Raw genomic sequence first — 24449 nt, 5'->3', positions numbered from 1 at the left:
GACGCGGTTTTAGTTTTGTTCACGGTTATGTTTTCGTTTGATTTTTAATTTACAAAAATGTTTAAATTAACATGTTGTAAATTAAATAATTAATCGTACACCACCTAACTCTTCAATTTTATAAGGAAATTTATCGCTAGGAGAACCAATAAACATAAAGTTTACAGGAATCTTCCATTTTTTTGAAAGCTCTTTTATAAGTTTTGGACTAAATTTTCCATCAATAATAACAAATTCAATTTTAATTTCAGGGTATTCTTTATCTAAAAAATCAACTTCCATAGTTAGGTTTGGAGGTATTTCTTGTCCTTTTTCTAAGGCTAAAACAATTTTTATTTTTTTGGTATGCTCGTTTTTAATAATGTAAAGCATAACTTTATTTAAGGTAGCAATGTTGTCTCCTTTGGTAAAAAACACAAACTCTTGAGAGTTAATTTTATCTATGGTTTTCATAATTTTTTTATCAGTGGATAAAACAAAATTACGTATCGGATCAAAAATGGTGTGAATAGCATTTAATAGAAATTTTAACAACAATGTTCTATTCAACATGATGGCAATAAAAATAATTGACGGAATAAAATAATCTAAAAATACCACTAAATTACTTGGAGAATCACCCGCAGGTTCTACAATAATATTTCCTATTAGCGCTATAATTACGGCTGTAATTGCAACAATTATTGATAGCCAAGAAGCTGTTTCAGGCCTTGGTAGTGATTTACGTTTTACTTTCAACAAAATATTACCAAAACCAAACAATGCCATTACAGATAAAAAAGAAATGGTATAAACGCCGGCTAATAATTTTACATCACCATTGGTAATTAATAACACCGATACTGATAAAAAGAAAAACATTAATATAATTCTATACGAACTTCCTCTAGAACTTTTCTTTAAGAAAAATTGTGGCATAATTCTATCTAAAGTCATACGTTCTAACAATCCAGAAACACCTACAAAACTTGTTAAAACAGCACCGCTTAACACTAAAAATGCATCAACAGCAATTAAAATGGCTACCCATTTTCCACCTACGTGATTCCCCATTTCAATTAAAAGTGTGTTTTGAAATTCACTACTTTGTAACATTGGAATAGTAAATAAAGCCAATGCAAAAACAGCCATTAATGGGTTTATTATACTTACAATTGCCCACATGTTTTTTAGCGTTTTTGGAAAAACGCCTTTTTCTTGTTCTTCAACAAAATTTGCTGAACTTTCAAACCCCGAAACACCTAACATAGATGCAGCAAATCCTAATAGAATTGCTTTTGTTATGCTTCCGCCAGTAACCGGAAAATGCCAGTTTTCAAAAAACATGCTGGTGCCATTTTGTATAAGAAAGTAAATTATAAATCCACTTAAAATTGCTAAAGAACTTAAATGAAACAAAAATATTCCAATGGCAACTTTTGATGATTCTGTAATTCCTCCAATGGTAAGTGCAGCAAAAAAAGCTAACAATACAATTGTTGAAATAATAATAGGCATTGCAGGAATTAAATGATGTAAATAATGGATAGCTTCGTTAGCTGAAATTACGGCTGTTGCCATATAGGAAAGCAATGTTAACGTAGCGGCAAATGATGCTGTACTTTTGCTAGTTGTGTTTAATAGAGCGTTGTAAGCACCTCCGTTTAATGGTAAAGCACCAACTACTTCTCCATAAATTTTTCTAAAAAGAAATAATACAAGTGATACAATTAATAAAGTAATCCAAGCGTATTGCCCTGCAAATGCAATGGCCAATGCTGATACGTATAATACAGATGAGCTAATATCATTCCCGCAAATAGCTGTTGAAGCTAACTCATTTAATTTTTTGTGAATTTGTTTCGGTTTCAATTTTCCAATTTTTAATAAATAAAGATATAAAAAAACCTCGATAAAATTTTATCGAGGTTTTTAGTGTTATTCTAAACTAAGTTTTAAGCTTAATTCTTTTAGTTGTTCATCGTCTATATTTGATGGGGCGTCAATCATAACGTCTCGTCCACTGTTGTTTTTTGGGAATGCAATAAAGTCACGAATAGTTTCTTGTCCGCCTAAAATAGCTACCAATCTATCCAATCCAAATGCCAAACCACCGTGCGGAGGCGCACCATATTCAAAGGCGTTCATTAAAAATCCAAATTGTTCTTTTGCTTCCTCAGGTGTAAATCCTAAATGGCTTAACATAACAGCTTGTGTTTCTTTATCGTGAATACGAATTGAACCACCACCAATTTCATTTCCATTCAATACTAAATCGTAGGCGTTTGCTCTTACTTTCCCAGGATCTGTATCTAACAAGTGCATATCTTCTGGTTTTGGAGAGGTAAACGGATGGTGCATTGCGTGGTAACGTTCTGTTTCTTCATCCCATTCTAACAAAGGAAAATCAATTACCCATAAAGGTGCAAATACCTTTGGATCACGCAAGCCTAAACGTTCTGCCAATTCCATACGTAAAGCGCTTAATTGAGTTCTAACTTTATGAGTTGCACCACTTAAAACACAAATTAAATCTCCTGGTTTTGCTCCAGTAACTGCTGCCCATTGTGCTAAATCTTCTTGGTCGTAAAATTTATCTACAGATGATTTAAACGTTCCGTCTTCGTTACATTTAACATACACCATACCTAAAGCTCCAATTTGCGGACGCTTTACCCAATTAATTAATTTGTCAATTTCTTTACGTGTATAGCTCGCTCCACCAGGAACAGCAATACCAACAACCAATTCAGCATTGTTAAATACACCAAACTCTTTGTGTTGTGCAACGGTATTTAATTCTCCAAACTCCATTCCAAATCTGATATCTGGTTTGTCGTTTCCGTATTTTTTCATGGCTTCATCATACGTCATACGTGGAAAATCAGCAATATCAACACCGTTTACTTCGCTTAGTAAATGACGTGTTAAACCTTCAAATGTATTTAAAATATCTTCTTGCTCTACAAACGCCATTTCACAGTCAATTTGTGTGAATTCTGGTTGTCTGTCTGCACGTAAATCTTCATCTCTAAAGCATTTTACAATTTGAAAATATTTGTCTAATCCACCAACCATAAGCAATTGCTTAAATGTTTGTGGCGATTGTGGTAAAGCGTAAAACTGACCTTCGTTCATTCTACTTGGTACAACAAAATCACGGGCACCTTCAGGTGTAGATTTAATTAAAACAGGTGTTTCTACTTCAATAAAATCAATGTCTGATAAATATTTACGAACTTCAATAGAAACTTTACTTCTAAAAATTAAGTTGTCTTTTACTGGGTTTCTACGAATATCTAAGTAACGATATTTCATACGTAGTTCATCACCACCATCAGTTTCATCTTCAATAGTAAAAGGAGGTGTTAATGAAGCGTTTAAAATAGTTAATTCTTTTACTAAAATCTCAACTTCACCAGTTGGAATATTTTTGTTTTTTGAAACACGCTCAATTACTTCACCCGTAATTTGAATTACAAACTCACGACCTAAAGTTTTGGCTTTTTCTACCATTTCTTTTGGAGTACGCTCTTCGTCAAAAATCAATTGCGTAATACCGTAACGGTCACGTAAATCAACCCAAATCATAAATCCTTTATCGCGCGATTTTTGCACCCAACCTGCCAAAGTAACTTCTTGGCCAACATTTGCTAATCGTAATTCTCCGTTTGAATGTGTTCTATACATTTTCTATTGTTTTTAAGAAAGTGCAAATTTAGTTAATTAAACAATAGATTTAAATGATATGTATATTTTTTTGGCCGTACTATCTGGTTTGGCAAATAGCAGGCTTTTGCTATTCGTTTTTTTATGGCTAAAAAGGTATAAAGTGCTCAAAAAATGTTTGTACTGAGTGAAGTAGAAGCGCTTAATTTTTAACGCAAAACACTTGTTTTTAGGTTTAAAACGGTAAAATTTAGTTAAATAAGTAGTTGTATTTCCATCTGTTTAAGTACTTCAACTAAATTATTTGTAGCTTTGCGGGCTTTGAATTAGGTAATTACGAAATTACAATTTAGAAACTTAACCGCTTATGAGTTACAAACATCTTGGTATTGAAATAAAGAAAAACGTGTTGAAGTATCAACAAAAAAATGCCATTCACTATAAAAGTTCAACAACTAATAAATGGATAGGAATATCTTGGGAAAGCTTTGGTAAACAAATTCAGCAAGTTTCAAGAGCACTTTTAAATTTAGGAATTAAACCACAGCAAAACATAGCTATTTTTGCACAAAATATGCCAGAATGGATTATTGCTGATATTGGTATTATGAGTATTAGAGCAGTAACTGTACCTGTTTATGCAACCAATTCTAAAAATGAAACTGAATACATTATAAATGATGCTGAGGTTAGTGTAATATTTGTTGGAGACCAAGAAGAGTACGATAAAGCGTATGAAATTTCTAAAACAAATAGCTATTTAGAGTTAATTGTTGCCTTAACATCAACCGTTAAATTTAAAGAAGATGGTAATGCTGTTTATTTCACAGATTTTATTCAACAAGATTTTGACGATGCTATTGAAATTGAACGTCAAAAAAGAGAGTACGAGTTAGATTTAAATGATTTAGCTAGTATTATTTATACTTCAGGTACTACCGGTGAGCCAAAAGGTGTAATGTTAGATCATAGCAACTTTTCAACATCTTTAGAAGCGCATGAATATGAATTGAATGTTGATGATACCGACTCATCTTTAAGCTTTTTGCCTTTAAGTCATATTTACGAACGTAGTTGGGTGTTTTTCTGTTTACATATGGGAATGGAGGTTTATTTTAACCAAGATCCTAAACAAATTGCCGAGGTTTTAAAAGAAGTAAAACCTACAGTTATGTGTACGGTTCCTCGTATTTTTGAAAAAATTTTCTCAGCAATTCAAGAAAAAAGAAAAGAAGCTTCACCTACCAAAATGAAAATGGCAAGTTGGGCTTTAGGAATAGGAAATAACTATTACAACAAACATAAAAGACTTGATAAAAAAGTACCATTTGCTTTAAACCTTAAATACAAAATAGCTGATAAGTTAGTGTTGAGTAAATTAAGAGAAGTTTTTGGTGGTCAAATTAAGTTTATGCCTTGTGGAGGTGCGCCTTTAGCAGCTGACATGGTTTCGTTTTTCCATTCTTTTGGTTTAAATATTAAATGTGGTTATGGTTTAACTGAAACTACTGCAACAGTATCTTTATTTGGTTATCAACACTTCGAATTTAATTCTGCCGGAAAAGCAATTCACGGCACTCAAATTAAAATTGGTGAAAATAATGAAGTGTTAGTTAAAGGACCAGGAGTAATGCGTGGTTACTATAAAAAGCCAGATGCAACTATTGAGGTTTTTACTGAAGATGGCTGGTTTAAAACAGGTGATGCCGGTAAAATGGATGCTGAAGGAAATTTGGTGATTACAGATAGAATTAAAGATTTAATGAAAACTTCAGGCGGTAAATACATTGCACCTCAAAAATTAGAATTGGCTTTGGTAAATGATTCTTTTATTGAGCAAATTGCCGTAATTGGAGATCAACAAAAATATGTTACAGCCTTAGCAGTTCCTAGTTTTGAAAACATTAAAAAATATGCTGTAGAACATAGTATTAGCTTTAAAGATATTGAAGAACTAATTAATCACAATCAAATTAAAGATTTGTTTGAAAAACGATTTGAAGAACTACAGCAAGAATTCTCTATGTTTGAGAAAATCAAAAAATTTACATTGTTGCCTAAAGAGTTTAGTATTGAAGCTGGTGAAATTACAGCTACGTTAAAATTAAAACGAAAAGTAATTCAGCAGAAATACAAAGAGTTAATTGATAAAATGTACGCTGAATAAAGTATTTTAGTAAAAATATACACATTGGATTCAAAATTATATTTAGTACCAACACCTATTGGAAATTTAGATGATATGACTTTTAGAGCCGTTAAGGTGTTAAAAGAAGTAGATTTAATTTTAGCTGAAGACACACGTACAAGCGGAAAATTATTGAAACATTTCGAAATTTCTACACACATGCACAGTCACCATATGCATAATGAGCATAAAACAGTTGACAATATTGTGCAGCGCATAAAAAATGGCGAATCTGTGGCGTTAATTTCTGATGCAGGAACACCAGCAATTTCAGATCCTGGATTTTTATTAAGTCGTACTTGTTTAGAAAATGGTGTTGAAATTGAATGTTTACCAGGCGCAACAGCCTTTGTACCTGCTTTGGTAAATAGTGGTTTACCAAATGATAAATTTGTGTTTGAAGGTTTTTTACCTGTTAAAAAAGGAAGACAAACAAGATTGAAATTTTTAGCAGAAGAAACTCGAACTATGATTTTTTATGAATCACCTCATAAACTACTAAAAACCTTAACGCATTTTTCTGAATATTTTGGCGAAGATCGTTTAATATCTGTTTCTCGTGAGTTAACAAAACTATACGAAGAAACAGTAAGAGGAACCATTGCTGAAGCTATTCAGTATTTTACAACTAAACCACCAAAAGGTGAATTTGTGGTGGTTGTAGAAGGAAAAAAATAGATGATATAAAGTTTTTAAAGCTTTTAGAATATTGGCTTCTGTTTTACAATTTACACTAGCCAATTAAATAAGTTGGAATAAAAAAAGGAACTTCATTTCTGAAGTTCCTTTTTTACTTTTTTGATATCTATAATTAGGATTAAAACTGAGTTTTTAAATTACCATTCCCAACCAAAACCGGTAGTGAAAATATAATCTGTTTCAGTACCCTCAACAGCCGGACGATTATCGTAGTTTAACGTGAAACCAGCTCTAATATAAAGGTCTTTGATAAAAATATCATCATACTTTGCATCAAATCTAAAATCGGTACGAAAACGACCAGATTCAACTGATTCATCAGGAACAATAGTTGGGTATAGAATTACACTAGTAAAAAGGTTTAAATCACCAATATCATACATGTTTAATTCTGTTCCAAAAAATCCCTCCATTGAATTTCTATTTCCACCATCAGAAGAATAATTTTCATTGTTATATGCAACACCCGCAGACAAATTCCAATATAAAGAGTTTGTATGAATTACATAATTACCAAGACCAATTTTGGCAGTGGTACGTAAATCTAAAGATTGTTCTGTATTAGAAAGTAACGTTAAATCTCCAGTTAAATTCCAGTCTTTAGGAAGAAAATAATTAAAGCCAACACCTGCATCATTTCTTTGAATGTCATCTACGTCATCTTGTGTTGTAAATAATGTGTTATAATATAGTTCTGTAGACCATTTGTCTGCCAAATAAGCCATTCTAAAACTACCATTTAATTGTCGTTGATTGTTTGCTTTTGTTAAAGAGAAACCGAAGTCAATATTTGCAGAAAGTCTACTCAAAAAACTGTCGTCTACGCTGTTTATATAAACAACTTCATGTTGCTCAACTGTTCTGTCTTCACCTTCATCATTTTTAATAAATATTTTTCCGTCATCTGTAGTATTAAAGGTTCCATTAATTCGTTGCCCATCAGAAAGGGTAATTAAGTAGCGTTGTGTCGCTTTTATTGTTTTAATATCTTCCCAAGTGATTTTAAAGTCTGAATCAGAATAAGAAGGTTCAATGGTTAAAACACCACGATCCATACTTTTTAAATCTCCAACAATTACATCTCGATTGTTTAGTACTAAGGTGTCATTTTGTGCAAATCCTATGCAGTGAATTGCAAAAAGAAAAAAAATAGAAGTGTAAAATTTATTCATAATAATTTTGTTTTAATATTATGTAAATGTAACGGTTTCTATTAAGTTTTCAAAACTATTACGTACCACAATTTGTAACTATTTGATGCATAGTGTTTCATGGAGAATCGCCAAATGTTTATGGTTTTTATTAGGTTTTTCAACCTTTTTCTTGGGAATCAATCATTTTTTCAAAAATAATTCCACCTTTAAACATTCCTTTTAAATACGGGTGAATTTCTTTACCTAGTTTGGTTAAGCTATATTCAACTTTGGGAGGTACTTCAGGAAAAATTTCTCTGTTAATTAAATGGTCAGCTTCTAATTCTTTCAATTGTTTGGTCATCATACGCTCACTAATGTCTGGAATAAGTTTTACCAACTCATTGTATCTCTTATTTCCTTGAGAAAGATGTAAAATAATGGTGCTTTTTCGCTTTCCTTTAATCACATTTATAAAAGTGTCTATTGGGCAGTAACTTTTTTTCATTTTTTTTTAGCTTTAAAACCCAGTGTTAATACAAAACAGCACAAAATGTTCGTAAGCGTATAAATTGTAAGCTCTTGTGTACACCAAATTATTGGTTGAAATTTGCCGCAAAAGTAACAAAAAGAAAGAAGAAATGATGAACGATAACAAAACCTTCAAAGCTTTTAGAGTGGAAGAAGAAAACGAAAAATTTGTTTCGGCAATAAAAGAAATGCCTTTTGAAACAATTGAAGAAGGAGAAGTATTGATAAAAGTTCACTATAGTTCTCTAAATTATAAAGATGCCTTATCGGCTAGTGGAAATAAAGGAGTCACTAGAAATTTTCCGCACACACCTGGAATTGATGCTGTTGGTGTAATTTTTGAATCAAAATCTGAAAAATTTAAAGTTGGAGAAGAAGTGCTAGTTACCAGTTATGATTTAGGAATGAACACGAATGGTGGTTTTGCTGAATATGTAAAAGTTCCTGAAAATTGGGTGGTAAAACGACCTAAAAATCTAAGCATGAAACAGGCTATGATTTTTGGAACCGCTGGTTTAACAGCAGGTATGTCGGTTTTAAGATTGGTTGAAACAGTAAAACCTGAAGATGGAACTATTGTGGTTTCTGGAGCAACTGGTGGCGTTGGTTCAGTAAGTGTACAAATCTTAAATAAGTTGGGGTATAAAGTTGCTGCTATTACAGGAAAAGAGGCTGAAAAGCCATATTTATTAGATTTAGGAGCTTCTGAAGTGATTTTGCGTAAAGATTTTGAGGCACTTCAAAAAAGACCTTTGTTAAAACCATTATTTGCTGGTGCAATTGATACTGTTGGAGGTGTAATTTTGGAAAATATAATTAAATCTGTAAATCCGTTAGGTGTGGTTACAGCTTGTGGAAATGCAGCTTCTATAAAGTTAGATTTAACAGTATTTCCGTTTATTTTAAGAGGAGTTTCATTAATTGGAATTGATTCTCAAAATTACCCAATGAGTTACAGAGAACAAGTTTGGAGTAAGTTAGCAGATGCATGGAAAGTTGAAGGTTTAGAGGCAAATAGCACTACCATTGGTTTTTATGAATTAAGTGAAAAATTAAACTTAATGTTAGCAGGTAAATTAAAAGGAAGAACTATTTTAAAAGTAGTTTAATGCCTTTAAAAAAGTAAAAAAAAGCCGAAGATTTCTCTTCGGCTTTTTTTGTTTCTTGTCATTTTGAGCGAAACAAAGTGAAGTGAAAAACCTCTAGATTCTTCATTTCATTCAGAATGACATCTATTCTTTTAATAACTCATTTCAACAATTTTGGCAACCATAGTTGGCGTTACTTTTCCTTTTTCTCCAATGCCTTTCCAACCTCTTTCGGTAAAACGTTTTTTAATTTCTTGTGCAGTTCCTTTATAGTTTTCAGTATAATCAGAAAGCTTTGTGTTTATTCCTAATGATTGGAAAAAAGCAGTTGTTTTTTCAATTCCAGCTTTAGCTTTTTCCTCTAAAGTACCTTCAGTAATGTTCCAAACACGTTCCGCATATTGTGCTAGTTTTTCTTTCTTGTCTTCAAAATTCACGGTGTAATGACTATCGGCAATAATTGCCAAGGTTCGTGCGTGGTCAATGCCAAACAAAGCTGTTAATTCGTGCCCAATTGCGTGAATTGTCCAATCACTTGGTACACCTTTTTGAATCAATCCGTTTAAAGCCATAGTACAACTCCACATAAAGTTAGAAGCTGCTTTATAATCAAACGCATCATTCAACATTGTAGGCGCAATTTCAACCAAAGTTTGTAAAATGCTTTCAGCAAAACGATCTTGTAATTTTGCATCTACCGAGTAAGTCATGTATTGTTCTAAAACGTGTGTAAAAGCATCAGCTAAACCATTTGCTATTTGACGTTTAGGAATAGATTTTATAACCTGTGGATCTAAAATTGAAAACTGTGGAAATAATCCTGGTCCGCCCATAGCAAATTTTTCTTTGGTTTCAGATCTAGAAATTACTGCACCCGAATTCATTTCCGATCCTGTTGCTGGTAAAGTTAAAACTGTTCCAAAAGGCATTCCTTTAAAAATTCTAATGTTTTTAGTTAATATTTCCCAAGGTTCATCACCTTCAAATAAAGCTGCAGCAGATAAAAATTTGGTTCCATCAATTACAGATCCGCCACCAACAGCTAATAAAAAAGTAATGTTTTCAGTTTTAATAATTTCTAAAGCTTTCATTAAAACTTCATATTCTGGATTTGCTGGAATTCCACCAAATTCTAGTACTTCAAAGTCAGCAAGTGCTGCCGAAACTTGTTCGTAAATTCCGTTCTTTTTAATGCTTCCTCCACCATAAAGTAGTAATACTTTTGCATCTTTAGGAATTTCATTTGAAATTTTAGCAATTTCATCTTTTCCAAAGATAATTTTAGTCGGATTTTGAAAATCAAAATTATTCATAATTGCTGTTTTTAATTATTATTCAATAACTGTTACTAAATCTTCTGTTGATTTTCTAACTTTTTTAAGGTTAACCAACCAATCGTTTTCAGTGTCTCTGTACCCAACAGGTAATAGTACACAGCTACGTAAACCTTTTTCGCGTAAGCCTAAAATTTTGTCTACCGCTTCTGGTTCAAATCCTTCAATTGGAGTAGTGTCTACACCTTCATAAGCAGCAGCAATAATTGCTGCACTAAAAGCAATGTACGCTTGTTTTGCAGCGTGATTAAAATTGATTTCTGCATCTTGTTTTGGGTAAAAACTCAACAATTTTTGGCGATAAGCTTCCCAACCTTCGTTTTTAAAACCACGTACTTCATTTACCAAATCAAAAGCCTCGTTAATTCTATCTTCAGTGTAGGTATCCCAAGCGGCAAAAACCAATAAATGAGAACAATCTGTAATCATAGATTGGTTCCAAGATACAGGTTTAATTTGTTCTTTAATTTCTTGATTTGTGATAACTAAAATTTCAAAAGGTTGCAATCCGCTTGAAGTTGGTGCTAAACGCGCAGCTTCAATAATATTGTCAATTTTATCTTGTGAAACTTTTTCTTTATTCATTGCTTTAGCAGCGTATCTCCAATTTAATTTGTCTAATAATTCCATTTTTTTAGTTTTTGTTTATTGCTATGTTTTTTATTTTTTCTGAAGTAATAATTTGTGTTTCTGAAGTTGAATTTGCTAAGTTTATCATAGCTTGAGCAATATGTTCAGCCTCAGTAATGTTATATTTTTTTAGTTTTCCGAAGAAAAAAGGTTGTAGTATTTTAAAAAGTACCAATCCAATATTTTCGCCAAAACGTTGTTCATTTCTGTTGCCTTTAATTATTGAAGGCTGTAAAATGTAGGTGTTTTTAATTTTTGTTGAAAGCACATCACTTTCCATTTCACCTTTTGTTTTGTTGTAAAAAACGCTACTGTTTACATTTGCTCCAATTGCAGAAACTACACAAAAAGTTTGAATGTTGTTTTCTTTTGAAAGTTTTGCAGCCGTAACAGGAATTCCGTAATCAATGGCTTTGTAAATTTCCTTATCTGGTGTTTTTTTAGCAGTTGATCCAATACAACAATATACTTCGTCAGCTGTAAAATCTGCCTTAAAATTTTCTAATTCCAATAAATTTCCTGTAAACTGAATTACTTTTGAAGGTAAACCTTCTATCTTTTTTCTAGAAAATAATTTAATGGTTTTGTAACGGTCATCATTCAATAATTTTTCTAAAACTAATGATCCTGTTAATCCTGAAGCACCTAAAATAATTGCTGTTTTTTTCATAAGTTATAGTTTTATGCTATCCCAAGCAATTTCAAATGCAGCGTTTAAAGTTTCCTGCTTTAATTCACAACTGTTTTTATATTGTTTGTTTGTTAAAAATGCCAACGGATAAATTGTAAATGCATATAGTAAATAGGGTGAAATAGGTTTTATAATTTGTTCTTGTTTTCCTCTTTCCCACAAATCAAGTAATGGTTGTAAATGTTTTAAACCTTCTTTCTTAATGGCATCATCAACAATTGGTGTGTTATCGCACTGTGATAAAAAATTAGACTCTTCAGTTTGTTGTAACTTAAAATGCGCAATATTATACCAAATTTGTTTGAAACTTTCTTTAATACTTTGTTTTTCGTTGTAATTTTTAAAGGCATTTGTACTAAACAACACCTTCATTTCTAAATACAATTGATTGATTAAATCTTGTTTGTTTTCAAAATAAATATAAATAGTTGCAGGAGACATTTGGGCCAACTTTGCAATTTTGCTCATCGGCGCTGCATGAAAACCTTGGTTATTTACCAATTGAAGTGTTGCGTTTAATAAAGCAGCACGTTTTTTATCGCATTTTTGTCTAATAGCCATTTTATTTGAGTAAAAATTATAGACAAATATACATCACAAAAAGAATGAATATTCATTTTGTAAATATAAATTAATGTTAAAATTTAAAAAGAGTACTTTTGTAGCTTAATGAAACATATGAAAACTAAAGGTAAAAATAGCGGGCAATTACATCCAAACAATATTCATAAAAATGGCTATAATTTTAAAGAATTATGTGAAGCCTATCCAAATTTAAAAGAATTTGTATTTGTAAACCAATATGGGACAGAAACTATAGATTTTGCAAACCCAAAAGGTGTAAGAGCTATTAATACGGCTTTGTTATTTAAATATTACAATATTTCATTTTGGGATTTTCCTGATGATAATTTATGTCCGCCAATTCCTGGTCGGGTAGATTATATTCATTATTTGGCTGATTTGTTGAAATCTTCTGGTATTCATGAGCAAGTGAATGTTTTAGATATTGGAACAGGAGCAAATTGTATTTATCCATTGCTTGGAAATGCTGCTTACGGTTGGAGTTTTGTTGGAACCGATATTGATAAAAAATCATTAGACAGAGCAGGTGCTATTGTAAAAAAAAATAAGCTTGGTGCTGTTATAAAGTTAACACAACAAAAAGATGCCACGCACATATTTGAGGGTGTTTTAACAAACGAAGATAAGTTTGCCGCAACTATGTGTAATCCGCCGTTTTTTAAATCGCAGCAAGAAGCAATGCAGGCAAATGCACGTAAATTAGAAGGTTTGGGAAATGCAGATACTGTTGAGCCACGAAATTTTAGTGGGAAACAACAAGAGTTATGGTATAAAGGTGGCGAAAAAGCATTTATTCATACCTATTTGTATGAAAGTTCTAAGTTTAAAACGCAATGTTTTTGGTATAGTACGTTGGTTTCAAAAAAGGAGAATGCAGAAAGTATGTTAAGTTCTTTAAAAAAATTAGGTGCAACTGAAATTAAAACCATTCCAATGCATCAAGGTAATAAAGTAACACGTGTTATAGCGTGGACATTTTTAACTGCTGAAGAGCAAAAAGAATGGAATAATTAGTGGTTATTTATTCACAATTAATTCCCAAAAACCAACATCAACCCAATTATTAAATTTATAGCCTACTTCATGAAAGTGTGCTATTTTTTTGAATCCTAATTTTTCGTGAAATTTTTCACTTGCTTCATTTGGAAGTGAAATGCAACCCAAAATAACGTGAAAATTTTTACTAGTTAATTGCTTAATTAATTCTTTATATAAAAGCGTACCAATTCCTTTTTTAGGCGTATTGTGTTTTAAATAAACCGTGCTTTCTACGGTATGTCTATATGAAAATCGTGAGCGCCATTCGCTTCCGTAGGCATAACCAATAATTTCTCCGTTTTCTTCATAAACAATCCATGAAAATTTTGCTGTTACTGCTAAAATTCGCTTTTCAATTTCCTTAGCATCTATAACTTCTTCTTCAAAAGTAACTATTGAATGAAGAATGTAGTAATTGTAAATATCTGCAATAGCTTGCGCATCTTTTATTTGAACACTTCTAATCATTTTCTTGAATTAATACCAACGCTTTTTTTTCTTTTTTGAAGCTTCTGATTTTCTGCCTGATCTGTGTTTACTTTTTCCTGGTGTTCTGTGAACTTCTTTTTTAGCTTTTGGATCTAAAACATACGGATGCTCATTCATAACCGGAATAGTGGTATTTATAAGTTTTTGAATGTTGGCAATGTATGGTTTTTCATCTGCAGCGCAAAAAGAGTACGAAACGCCAAGTTTACCTGCACGACCTGTACGTCCAATTCTATGCACATAGGTTTCAGGAACATTTGGAATGTCAAAATTAATTACAGCATCAAGGTTGTTAATATCAATTCCACGAGCGGCAACATCGGTAGCTATTAAAATATTTATGTCGCCATCTTTAAATTTCTCTAAGGCATTTTCACGATCATTTTGTGTTTTATCACCATGAATACTATCTACTTTATAGCCGTTTCCTTTCAGCATTTTTTCCAATTTAGCAATACCCATTTTGGTGCGTCTAAATATTAAAATATTACCTTCAATATTGTTTCGTAAAAGGTACAAACACAATTCCATTTTATGTTGTTTGTGTACATAAAACAACAATTGTTGCACATTTTGTGCTGTAGAAGATGAAGGTGTTGCGTTCACCGTTTCAGGTTCTTTTAAAATAACATTTGCTAAATTAATAACCTTATTAGGCATTGTTGCAGAAAATAATAAAACTTGTTTTTCTTGCGGACATAAACGTTCAATTTTTCGAACATCATCAATAAAACCCATATCTAACATTAAATCTGCCTCATCTAAAACTAGGGTTTCAACATAATCTAAATTTATAAAGTCTTGTTTGTGTAAATCCAACAATCTACCTGGTGTTGCCACCAAAATATCTACACCTTTTGTAAGTATATCTTTTTGAGGTTCAATAGATGTTCCTCCGTACACAACAGCTGTTCTTAGATTTGAATATTTTCCGTAGCGTTTAAAACTTTCTTGAATTTGCAAGGCCAATTCTCTGGTTGGACTAACAATTAATGCTCTAATTTTTTTGCCTTTTTTACCCGAATCTTGTTTGTTAAATAACAATTGTACAATAGGCAATGCAAAAGATGCTGTTTTACCTGTTCCTGTTTGTGCTGTTGTAATTACATCCTTTTTTGCTAAAACTAGCGGAATGGTTTGTTGTTGAACAGGCGTTGGAACGTCGTAATTTTGTTCAGCAATGGCTTTTAAAATTGATTTATTAAGCTGTAAGTCTTTGAATTGCATAGGTGTTGTTTAAAACAAGTTTTATGCAAAGATACAGTAAAATAGGGAAGTGTGTTTATAAAACTAATAAACCAAAATTTCGCATTTTTTTTAAAGGTTTTGAATACCAAAACAACTCAAAATCGCTGAATGAAAGTTCAAAATCTTCTTTTAATTGAGAAAATGACAAGGTGTTTTCTTGTTGTACAGATAGTTTTTCTAATGCAGCAAATAACCATTCGCCTTGTTCTTTTTTAAATGAAATTTCTAACAATTCATTTTTAGAGTGAAATGCGAAATGTACAAGGTTTAATGTTCGTCCTCTTTTGGTTTTAGAAGTATAAGAAATCAAAGGTTCTGTACCCAACCAAACAATTTTGGCTGAAGGTTTTGTAGTTAAATTTTCTTCAGAAGTTAAACAATCTTCAATAAAATACGATTGAATATTTGTAGGTGGAATTTCAAAATCAAACCAATCTTGAAGGGGAACATCAAAACCAACGCCGTGCATAAAATTAAAGATAGATTTTTTTAATCCGTAACTAAACTGACTGTGATCAATGCCGGTTTCGTCTAAAAAATCAATATCATTATTGGCAAATGTAATTTCTTTATAGTCTGGAATTACACCATATTTTTCAGGAGCTAATCCAATTGGACTGTGCGTTGTTAGTGCAAATTGATGCCAAAATCCAGAATTGATAATGCCTAATTCAAATAGTTGACGTACCATTTCTAAACTATCTACCGTTTCTTGTACTGTTTGTGTTGGAAAACCATACATTAAATAAGCGTGTACTAAAATATCGGCTTCAGTAAAATTAAGGTTTACCTGAGCAACTTGCTCCACAGTGACACCTTTGTCTATTAATTGTAATAAACGGTCTGAGGCTACTTCTAAACCTCCTGAAACGGCAATTAATCCTGATGCTTTTAAAAGAATGCACAAATCTTTGGTAAAACTTTTTTCAAATCTAATATTTGCCCACCACGTAACGGTTAAATCACGTTTTAAAATTTCTAAAGCCAAAGCTCTCATTAAAGCTGGTGGTGCAGCTTCATCTACAAAATGAAAACCTGTTTCTCCAGTTGTTGCAATTATTGCCTCCATTCTGTCTACCAACAATTTGGCAGTTATGGGTTCATAAACTTTAATATAATCTAAAGAAACATCGCAAAACGTACATTTTGCCCAATAGCAACCATGCGCCATAGTGAGTTTATTCCAGCGGCCATCACTCCATAAACTGTGCATTGGGTTTGCTATTTCAATTACTGAAATGTATTTATTTAACAGCAAATCGTTATAATCAGGTGTGCCTAATTCACTTTGTTTGTAATCTTTTTTTGTGGAATTATTTACATAACTAACCTTGTTGTTTTCAACTAAAAAAGTGCGTTTAAACTCTTTTTTTTCTTCGGAAGGATTTAGAATGTTGTTTAATAATAATTCTACCGGTAATTCGCCATCATCTAAGGTAATATAATCGAAATAATCAAAAACGCGTACATCTGAGACTGAACGTAATTCGGTATTTGGAAATCCGCCACCCATTGAAACAGTAATTTCAGGATGCTTATTTTTTATGAATTCAGCACAACGAAAAGCGCTGTATAAATTTCCCGGAAACGGAACAGAAATACACACTAGTTTTGGTTGAACTGTTGTTAATTTTTTGGCTAAAATTTGAAGTGTAACTTCATCAATATAAGTGGTGTTTTCTTGTAGCTTGTTGTAAAGCTCATTAAAACTGTTGGCGCTTTGCCCCAAACGTTCTGCATACCTACTAAAGCCAAAATTTTCATCAACACACTCTTTTATAAAATCTGAAATGTCTTCTAAATATAATGTTGCTAAATGCTTTGCCTTGTCTTGAATTCCCATCGATCCAAAAGCCCATTCTAAATCGTCTAATTGATCAAATCTTGATGCTTTCGGTAAAAATGAAGTGGTGCAAATTTGGCGTGCTAAAGTTTGATTATTTCCTTGAAGAAAAGCTAAAACAGAATTTATAGTGCTTAAATAATTATTTTTTAACGCATAAATTCGTTGAGAATTTTCTGAAGTTATGGTTTCGTTTTCTACTGCATATTCAAAAATAGAAGTCAAGCTATTTTTTGAAAATAATTCTAAAATAACTTCAATTCCTAAATCTATTTGATAAGAACTAATGTTTTTAGTGTTTAAAAAACCTTTTAAATAAACGGTCGCCGGATATGGCGTATTTAATTGTGTAAAAGGCGGCGTTATGAGTAGAATATCTTTTGCCATTTTAATCTTTAATAGATCTTAAATATAAGTTTTCTACTTTTTCTCTAGCCCAAGGTGTTCTGCGTAGAAATTTTAAACTTGAATTTATAGTTGGATTGCTGTTAAAACAATTTATTTTTATTCTTTTTCCTAACTCTTCCCAACCATAAAATGATACTAGAAATTGCACAATTTCAGCAAGTTTAACACCGTGTAACGGATTGTTTGGTTGAATTTGAGGTTGGTTTTTATTTTTCTCCATAAATTGCTTGTTGTGAATACATTATTTTTTTAATTCAGCAGCAATAACTGCAATCATTTCATTAAATTCTTTTTCATCGTACAAGCGAGAAAGGAAAATAATTTTTCCGTTTTTATCTAACACAATATTTCTGGTAACTCCTGCTTTTGGTAAAGTAAAACTTTCAAATAACGAGCCATCTTCATCAATAGTAAACGGATATGTAACTTGCATTTGAGTAATAAAACGTTCCACTTTTTCGCGTTTTTCTTTCAAGTCAATTCCAACCAACAAAAAGTCTTCATTTTTAAATTGTTGCCAAACTTCACTTTCTAAATGTGGCATTTCTTTTCGGCAAACGCTACACCAAGAAGCTGTAAATTGAAGTACAACTACTTTTCCTTTTAAACTTTGGTTGGTATGTTTTGTGCCATCCATTAAGGTAAAATTTAACTCAGGAGATTGCTCACCAACTTTAACTTTGTAACCTCTGGTAGCATCTTCTTGTGCGAAACTTATGTGTGCAACTAATACCAGTGCAATTAGTAGTAATTTTTTCATGTGTTTAAATTAATTTTGGCAAAGATACTTTAAAATTAAATAGCTACTGCTTACGTGCTATTAGACGTGCTGATCTATAAGAATTACGTTTCCATCAGGATCTAAAACAATCATATTTGCTGGTCCTTTTGTGTTTTCTTTAGCTTCAGTAATTGGTTGTATGCCTTTGGATTTTAAATGTTGTTGTATTTCACGAACATCATTAAAATTGGTTAACTCGTTGGCATTTTCATCCCAACCCGGATTAAAAGTAATTATATTGTTTTCAAACATTCCTTGAAAAAGTCCTATTAATGAGTTTTCGTTTTTCATAATAAGATAGTTTTTTTCAATATTTCCTCCAAAAACAGTGAAGCCTAAATTTTCGTAAAATTCTTTGGAAGCGTGAATGTCTTTTACGTTTAAACTAATTGAAAATGCACCTAATTTCATATGTTGTAATTTATAGTTAAAGCTATAAAGTTACATTTTTTAATTTTTGGGTAGCAATGGGTTTGCTACCCAAAAATTAGAGTATTTTTTGAAAACATAGGCTGTTTTCAACGTTTTCATAAAAGCCAAAATTTTGTGTAATGGTGTAGCCACATTTTTTATACAATGCAATGGCTTCGGGTTGTTGTTTGCCGGTTTCAAGAATACATTTGTCAAAATTTAGTGTTGTTGCCCATTGTTCAAGTTCGTTTAAAACTGCTGAAGCAACACCTTTTCTTCTACCTTGTATGCTCACATACATTCGTTTTATTTCAACAAAATTTCCTTCATGAATTTTAAAAGCACCACAGCCAACAGCTTGGCTATTTTCATAAGCAATAACTACATGTTGTAAACCGTCAATTTTATTAAATTGATCGTAAAAACCGTGTTCAACACCATCACGTATTTTTAAATCGGCATCTAACAATTTTACGAGTGCAACAAAATCACTGTTTTGAAAATTGGTTCTTTTTAGCGTAATCATTTCAATTTAATTTTTAGCAACAACCAGAGCTTGGTGAACAACAAGATTCAGTAGGTTTATTTAAATCTGATAAACTTACTTTTTGCTTTCCTTCAGGAATACCACAGTTGTCTTTTGCCAAACAATCTGTGTGTTTAGATGTTAGTAAAAAAGTGCGACCATCAAAATCAACATTGTATTTTTCAATGGTTTTTCCTTGGTACTCAACTTCAACTTCTAAATCTTCAATACCCAAAACTTTTTCTGAAAGTTCAATAATATGCACTAATTTTTCTGGATGTAATCTGTGGTCATAATCATCAGCTTCCCACAATTGAAAGTTTACAACTTCTTCATTTCTTACGGTACCACCACAATCAATAAAATGCTTTGTAATTTTACCAACTTCAGTTACGTGAAAATGATTTGGAACTAAGGTTCCGTTTGGTAATTGAAAAGCAATTGTTTGTAGCGTGTTTAAGTGTTTTTTAATTTCAGATAGTTTCATTTTTTTAGTTTTAGCAGCAATTAGTTGATGGGTTAGTAGTTAAAAATTGCGTTAAGGTTTTTTGAATTTTCATCCAATTTTCTTCATCAATACAATAGCAAACGCTTGTTCCATCAATATTTCCTTTAATTAATTGTATGTTTTTTAATTCTTTTAAGTGTTGAGAAATTGTAGGTTGTGCCAAGCCAATTTCTTGTACTAGATCTCCGCAAATACAAGATTTAGATTTTAATATGTATTGCAGAATGGCAATTCGAGCCGGATGTCCCAGTACTTTTGCAATTTTTGCAATGTTATTTTGTTCGTTTGTAAATATTTCTGATTTGGTAATTCCCATACTTAAATTATTATATTGCAATATTACGATTAATAACAAAAAACCACAATAAAAAGTGTAGAAATAGGAAAATTTTAACGTTTAAAAATTTTTAAATACACAGTTCACCTTTAAACACAATAACAGCTTCTCCTTTTATAATTAGTTGGTTGTTTTCTATTAATTCAACCTCCATAGCGCCAGTTCTTTGTGAGGCTTGAAAAGATTTCATAGCTGTTTTATTCAATTTTTCACTCCAATATTTAGCTAAAAAAGTATGAGTAGCACCGGTTACCGGATCTTCGTTAGAACCGCTCCAAGGCCAAAAATATCGAGAATGAAAATCGTATTCGCTTGTTGAAGAGCTTGTTACTAATACACCATTTATAGAGTTATTGGTTTTTACCAAGGCTTCAAAATCTGGGGTTAGTTTTGCTAATGCTGAGGTACTTGAAATTTCTAATAATAAAATATTAGTCTCTTTATTGTAAACGCAATTATTTATTTCAGAAATACCTAAAGCAGTTAATAATTCTTTTGAAACTGTTGCTTTTGTAGTTTCATAAACAGGAAAAACCATTGAAATTTTTTCACCTTCTTTTTTTGTAACAAGTTCAATATTTTGAAACGTTGTAAAGTGAATTTCTTCAACCGAAGTATTTTCAAATATTATTTTTGCTGAAGCCAATGTAGCGTGTCCACACAAAGGAATTTCCATAATTGGTGAGAAATACCGAATGGAATAATTGTTGTTTGAAATATGTTGAACAAATGCTGTTTCAGATAAATTTAATTCGGCTGCAATTGCTTGCATTTTTTCATCAGAAATAAGTGTTGTTACTATACAAACGCCAGCCGGATTTCCTTTAAATGCTGTATTAGTAAATGAGTCAACAATATAAGTTTTCATAATTACATTTGAGGTATGCCGCCTGAAGCAATTAATAAAATAGCCGCAATAAAATTAATGGCTAAAATAATAAGTACAGGTTTCCAAATAGCTTTTTTCTTGTATTTTAAATCTTCAGGAACTTCTTTTTTCCAAATAAAATTATACAACAAATAAATTCCAATTAAATTTGAAATAATTGAAATTAAAAAGGCGGTAATTAGATCAGAAAATGTAGCTAAATTGGTAAGTGAAACTTTTTCAGTAAGATTTAAAAACTCATAAATATAAGTTAGTGAAAAGGAGTACATAAAGGTTCCAATAATTACAAACCAACCACTATTTTTTTTATTGAGTTGAAACAAGTTTAAAATCATTAAAACACTGCCACCAAAAACTGAAAATAAGGCTCCAAAAATAAAGATAGATTGCGTGCTATACAATGCCGGAATTTCTTTTGATTGGGCATTTGCTGTTGTAAAAGGTGTTTCAATTTTTGTAGCTTCAGCAGCTTTTATTGCTTGTGCTTCTTGTTTAATTTCATCAGCATTTTCAACAATAATTCCTCTTTTTTCTAATTCTAATACTGCAGAAAGTACTGCGTATTCTTGAAAATGATCTTTATTTTCGGTATAGTTTTTCAATTCAGAATCAGACATTTTTGCCATTCTTAATGAAAGTAAACTTTCGTTGCTCATTGTTTTAAAGTTATGTATTTTGTTAAGTTAGACTTTAAAATTTGCTGAATTTCTAGTTCATTTTCAGAAATTGTTTCGGTAAATAAAAATCCAAAAACAGCATATTTTCTAAAATCTACTTTTCGCAAATTTAAGGGTTTTTTAAAGTCTTTTAATAAAAGATCATAATTAAACAATTCTATTTGATTTTCTGCAATACCAGAATTGTTATTAATAACCAGCAGCATTTCCATCTTTTCTAGACTCTGATGCACCGTAATACACACCGTTTTCTTGATCGAACATAATGGCTTGATAGCCGCCATAACTTCCTAAACCAAAACCAACTTTGTGTCCTTTACTCATTAAAGTTCTAATAACTTCGTATTCAAAACCAGACTCCAATAAAACTTGTCCGCCATTGGTCATTTTCCCACCCGTTGGCTCTGTAGAACCTGTATGTTGCATACGTGGCGCATCACCGGCAGCTTGCAAATTCATATCAAAATCTATTAAGTTCATTACAATTTGAGCGTGACCTTGCGGTTGCATTGCGCCGCCCATAAGTCCAAAACTAATCCACGGTTTTCCATCTTTTGTTATAAATGCCGGAATTATGGTGTGAAACGGACGTTTATTTGGTTCAATAACGTTGAAATGACCTTCTTCTAACGAAAACAATTCACCTCTATCTTGTAGCATAAAACCTAAACCTGGAGGCACCATTCCTGAACCCATTCCGCGGTAATTACTTTGAATAAGAGACACCATATTTCCTTCTTTATCTGCAACAGTTAAATACACAGTGTCTCCGTGTTCTAATTCCCCAGGAGAATATTTACGAGCCGCATATTTTCCTATTAATGCTCTACGTTCATTGGCATATTCTTTTGAAATTAATGTTTCAACTGGTAGTTTATTAAAAGCTGGATCTGCATAATATTTTGCACGATCTTCAAATGCTAGTTTTTTAGCTTCAATAAAATGATGTACATAGTCTGCACTTCCAAATCCCATGTTTCTAACATCATAGCCTTCCATAATATTTAAAATTTGCAAGGCTGCTATTCCTTGTCCGTTTGGTGGTAATTCCCAAACATCGTATCCTCTGTAGTTTGTTGAAACAGGTTCAACCCATTCTGAAGTATGGTTTGCTAAATCTTTTTCACTTAAAACACCACCTTCAGCTTGTAAAAAATCTGCAATTGTTTTGGCTATTTCGCCTTTGTAAAAAGCATCTCGACCACCTGTTGCAATTTTTTGATAAGTGTTTGCTAAATACGGATTTTTAAAAACAACTCCTTTTTTTAAGGCGCCATTTGGCATATACGTTTCACTGAAATTTGGGTAATCTTTAAATCTTTTAGAAGACATGTTTAAGTAATACCCAATTAATTCTGTAACAGGAAACCCTTCATTTGCATATTTTATGGCAGGTGCTAAAAGTTGCTCCATTTTCATACTTCCAAACTTTTTGTGCATTTCAAACCAACCATCAACACAACCGGGAACACTCACAGGTAAGGCTCCAAAAGCTGGAATACTGGTCATGTTTTTGTCTTTAAAGTACTGTAAATTCAATTTTTCAGGTGAACGCCCGCTTGCATTTAATCCGTACAATTTTTGTTCTTTTGCGCTCCAAATAATGGCAAATAAATCGCCTCCAATTCCTGATCCTGTTGGTTCCATTAAACCTAAAGCTGCATTGGCTGCAATTGCGGCATCAATGGCATTTCCGCCATTTTTTAAAATATCTAAACCTATTTGGGTAACCAAAGGATGGCTGGTTGCAACCATTCCGTTTTGTGCAATTACTTCAGATCTGGTGGTGAATGCTTTTCCGTTTACTCTATCTTGTGCTTGTGCAAATGTTATGTTTAGTAAAAGTGCTATTGCAATAAATTTCAATGTTTTTTTCATTGTGTTTAAAATTATTTTTAAGTTGATTCTGGAAAAATGAGTTGCATAAAAATACAATAAACTTTAAAATAAAGCTGCTACAAATGTTATTGAAGCTAATTTTATTAAAAATGAAGTAAGTTTTTGTAACTTTAACAATATGATAAAAGATATAAAACTAGCCGTTTTAATTGACGGCGATAATATTCCTTCAAAATACATTAAAGAAATGATGGAGGAAATTACAAAATACGGAACACCTACAATTAAACGTATTTATGGCGATTGGACCAAGCCACATTTGTCTAAATGGAAAAATATTTTGTTGGAAAATGCCATAACACCAATTCAACAATATGGTTATACAACGGGTAAAAATGCAACAGATTCGGCAATGATTATTGACGCTATGGATATTTTATATTCAGAAAAAGTAAATGGTTTTTGCTTGGTTTCTTCAGATAGTGATTTTACAAAATTAGCCACGCGCTTGCGTGAGGCAGGTTTGGTTGTTTACGGAATTGGAGAAAAAAAGACACCTAATCCGTTTATTGTTGCTTGTGATAAGTTTATTTATTTAGAAATTTTGGCGATGGATGAAGATGATATTCAAGATGGAAAAGCTGTTCATAAAAAAGCAAATATTGATAAAGTAACGCCAAAAGTAATTCGTTTTTTAAGAAACTCTGTTGAAGATGCGGCTGATGAAGATGGTTGGGCTTTTATGGGTGATGTTGGGTCTCTTATTTTAAAAAAGCAACCCAATTTTGATTCGCGAAATTTTGGATTTGAAAAATTAACACCATTTTTTAAATCGTTACCTCAATTTGAAATTGAACAAAAAGAAGGTGGAGGTCGTTTTAAATTAATTTATGTGAGGAACAAGCGTAAAAAATAAAGCAAAGTTGCT

At 31.8% G+C, this 24449-nt stretch carries 26 protein-coding genes; 5 read left to right on the top strand and 21 right to left on the bottom strand.

All coding sequences use genetic code 11. From position 1 onward, the window contains the following. Positions 1–81 precede the first annotated feature (81 nt). Positions 82–1851 (bottom strand): APC family permease, encoded by a 1770-nt coding sequence (locus ACFQ5N_RS03080; protein WP_386807663.1) that lies wholly within the window; start codon positions 1849–1851, stop codon positions 82–84. 66 nt (positions 1852–1917) lie between these two features. Further along, positions 1918–3669: an aspartate--tRNA ligase gene (gene aspS / locus ACFQ5N_RS03075; protein WP_386807662.1), complete on the bottom strand. Its 1752-nt coding sequence runs from the start codon at positions 3667–3669 to the stop codon at positions 1918–1920. A 346-nt stretch (positions 3670–4015) separates the two neighbouring features. Here aspS and ACFQ5N_RS03070 point away from each other — a divergent pair, with 346 nt between their 5' ends. Next, the gene (locus tag ACFQ5N_RS03070) at positions 4016–5815 is read left to right on the top strand and encodes an AMP-dependent synthetase/ligase (RefSeq protein ID WP_386807661.1); all 1800 of its coding nucleotides are present in this window, start codon (positions 4016–4018) and stop codon (positions 5813–5815) included. Between the two features lie 24 nt (positions 5816–5839). Next, positions 5840–6514 (top strand): 16S rRNA (cytidine(1402)-2'-O)-methyltransferase, encoded by a 675-nt coding sequence (gene rsmI / locus ACFQ5N_RS03065; protein WP_386807660.1) that lies wholly within the window; start codon positions 5840–5842, stop codon positions 6512–6514. A gap of 158 nt (positions 6515–6672) precedes the next feature. Here rsmI and ACFQ5N_RS03060 read toward each other — a convergent pair whose 3' ends face one another. Together ACFQ5N_RS03060 and ACFQ5N_RS03055 are read right to left on the bottom strand one after the other, a co-directional pair. Then, positions 6673–7707 (bottom strand): DUF481 domain-containing protein, encoded by a 1035-nt coding sequence (locus tag ACFQ5N_RS03060; RefSeq protein ID WP_386807659.1) that lies wholly within the window; start codon positions 7705–7707, stop codon positions 6673–6675. A 139-nt stretch (positions 7708–7846) separates the two neighbouring features. Next, positions 7847–8176 (bottom strand): winged helix-turn-helix transcriptional regulator, encoded by a 330-nt coding sequence (locus ACFQ5N_RS03055; RefSeq protein WP_386807657.1) that lies wholly within the window; start codon positions 8174–8176, stop codon positions 7847–7849. 133 nt (positions 8177–8309) lie between these two features. On the opposite strand from ACFQ5N_RS03055, the gene ACFQ5N_RS03050 reads away from it, so the two are divergent. After that, positions 8310–9308, top strand: a complete 999-nt coding sequence (locus ACFQ5N_RS03050) for a YhdH/YhfP family quinone oxidoreductase (RefSeq protein ID WP_386807656.1) — start codon at positions 8310–8312, stop codon at positions 9306–9308. Between the two features lie 131 nt (positions 9309–9439). Here ACFQ5N_RS03050 and ACFQ5N_RS03045 read toward each other — a convergent pair whose 3' ends face one another. The 4 genes from ACFQ5N_RS03045 to ACFQ5N_RS03030 are packed head-to-tail and all read right to left on the bottom strand — an operon-like array spanning position 9440 to position 12503. Next, complete coding sequence (locus ACFQ5N_RS03045; RefSeq protein ID WP_386807655.1) at positions 9440–10600, bottom strand: iron-containing alcohol dehydrogenase; 1161 nt, start codon at positions 10598–10600, stop codon at positions 9440–9442. 18 nt (positions 10601–10618) lie between these two features. Then, positions 10619–11251, bottom strand: coding sequence for a nitroreductase family protein (locus ACFQ5N_RS03040; protein ID WP_386807654.1), 633 nt, complete (start codon positions 11249–11251; stop codon positions 10619–10621). 4 nt (positions 11252–11255) lie between these two features. Continuing rightward, on the bottom strand, positions 11256–11921 hold the full coding sequence (locus tag ACFQ5N_RS03035) for an NAD(P)H-binding protein (RefSeq protein ID WP_386807652.1): 666 nt from the start codon (positions 11919–11921) through the stop codon (positions 11256–11258). Between the two features lie 3 nt (positions 11922–11924). Further along, positions 11925–12503 carry a TetR/AcrR family transcriptional regulator gene (locus ACFQ5N_RS03030; protein ID WP_386807650.1) on the bottom strand — a complete coding sequence of 193 codons (579 nt, stop codon included), beginning with the start codon at positions 12501–12503 and terminating at the stop codon, positions 11925–11927. A gap of 117 nt (positions 12504–12620) precedes the next feature. On the opposite strand from ACFQ5N_RS03030, the gene rlmF reads away from it, so the two are divergent. Beyond that, the gene (rlmF, locus tag ACFQ5N_RS03025) at positions 12621–13541 is read left to right on the top strand and encodes a 23S rRNA (adenine(1618)-N(6))-methyltransferase RlmF (RefSeq protein ID WP_386807649.1); all 921 of its coding nucleotides are present in this window, start codon (positions 12621–12623) and stop codon (positions 13539–13541) included. A gap of 3 nt (positions 13542–13544) precedes the next feature. Here rlmF and ACFQ5N_RS03020 read toward each other — a convergent pair whose 3' ends face one another. From ACFQ5N_RS03020 to ggt, 13 genes are all read right to left on the bottom strand, one after another. Next, on the bottom strand, positions 13545–14033 hold the full coding sequence (locus tag ACFQ5N_RS03020) for a GNAT family N-acetyltransferase (RefSeq protein ID WP_386807648.1): 489 nt from the start codon (positions 14031–14033) through the stop codon (positions 13545–13547). A 9-nt stretch (positions 14034–14042) separates the two neighbouring features. Beyond that, entirely contained in the window at positions 14043–15281 is a 1239-nt protein-coding gene (locus tag ACFQ5N_RS03015; RefSeq protein ID WP_386807645.1) for a DEAD/DEAH box helicase, read from the bottom strand. A 55-nt stretch (positions 15282–15336) separates the two neighbouring features. Continuing rightward, entirely contained in the window at positions 15337–17532 is a 2196-nt protein-coding gene (locus ACFQ5N_RS03010; RefSeq protein ID WP_386807643.1) for a B12-binding domain-containing radical SAM protein, read from the bottom strand. A gap of 1 nt (position 17533) precedes the next feature. After that, a complete protein-coding gene (locus ACFQ5N_RS03005) occupies positions 17534–17773 on the bottom strand; it encodes a VF530 family protein (protein WP_386807641.1) in 240 nt (79 codons plus the stop codon). A 21-nt stretch (positions 17774–17794) separates the two neighbouring features. Further along, entirely contained in the window at positions 17795–18313 is a 519-nt protein-coding gene (locus ACFQ5N_RS03000; RefSeq protein WP_386807639.1) for a TlpA family protein disulfide reductase, read from the bottom strand. A gap of 60 nt (positions 18314–18373) precedes the next feature. Further along, on the bottom strand, positions 18374–18745 hold the full coding sequence (locus ACFQ5N_RS02995) for a VOC family protein (protein ID WP_386807637.1): 372 nt from the start codon (positions 18743–18745) through the stop codon (positions 18374–18376). A gap of 76 nt (positions 18746–18821) precedes the next feature. Then, a complete protein-coding gene (locus tag ACFQ5N_RS02990) occupies positions 18822–19271 on the bottom strand; it encodes a GNAT family N-acetyltransferase (protein ID WP_386807635.1) in 450 nt (149 codons plus the stop codon). 13 nt (positions 19272–19284) lie between these two features. Then, the gene (locus tag ACFQ5N_RS02985) at positions 19285–19758 is read right to left on the bottom strand and encodes a DUF6428 family protein (RefSeq protein ID WP_386807633.1); all 474 of its coding nucleotides are present in this window, start codon (positions 19756–19758) and stop codon (positions 19285–19287) included. Between the two features lie 10 nt (positions 19759–19768). After that, entirely contained in the window at positions 19769–20095 is a 327-nt protein-coding gene (locus ACFQ5N_RS02980) for an ArsR/SmtB family transcription factor (RefSeq protein WP_386807630.1), read from the bottom strand. Positions 20096–20186: 91 nt separating this feature from the next. Next, positions 20187–20984 carry a PhzF family phenazine biosynthesis protein gene (locus ACFQ5N_RS02975; protein ID WP_386807628.1) on the bottom strand — a complete coding sequence of 266 codons (798 nt, stop codon included), beginning with the start codon at positions 20982–20984 and terminating at the stop codon, positions 20187–20189. Between the two features lie 2 nt (positions 20985–20986). Continuing rightward, positions 20987–21661: a hypothetical protein gene (locus ACFQ5N_RS02970; protein WP_386807626.1), complete on the bottom strand. Its 675-nt coding sequence runs from the start codon at positions 21659–21661 to the stop codon at positions 20987–20989. Then, positions 21658–21888 (bottom strand): hypothetical protein, encoded by a 231-nt coding sequence (locus tag ACFQ5N_RS02965; RefSeq protein WP_386807624.1) that lies wholly within the window; start codon positions 21886–21888, stop codon positions 21658–21660. Before ACFQ5N_RS02965 ends, ACFQ5N_RS02970 begins: the two co-directional genes overlap by 4 nt. Further along, a complete protein-coding gene (ggt, locus tag ACFQ5N_RS02960; protein ID WP_386807622.1) occupies positions 21872–23560 on the bottom strand; it encodes a gamma-glutamyltransferase in 1689 nt (562 codons plus the stop codon). The genes ACFQ5N_RS02965 and ggt overlap by 17 nt, the downstream gene beginning before the upstream one ends. Before the next feature lie 139 nt (positions 23561–23699). Here ggt and ACFQ5N_RS02955 point away from each other — a divergent pair, with 139 nt between their 5' ends. Then, on the top strand, positions 23700–24437 hold the full coding sequence (locus tag ACFQ5N_RS02955) for an NYN domain-containing protein (protein ID WP_386807620.1): 738 nt from the start codon (positions 23700–23702) through the stop codon (positions 24435–24437). Positions 24438–24449: the final 12 nt, after the last annotated feature.

The sequence above is a fragment of the Lutibacter holmesii genome (genome assembly GCF_042679665.1).
In the GTDB taxonomy this organism is placed as follows: Bacteria; Bacteroidota; Bacteroidia; order Flavobacteriales; family Flavobacteriaceae; genus Lutibacter; species Lutibacter holmesii.
This window is presented reverse-complemented; position numbering and strand designations above follow the sequence as displayed.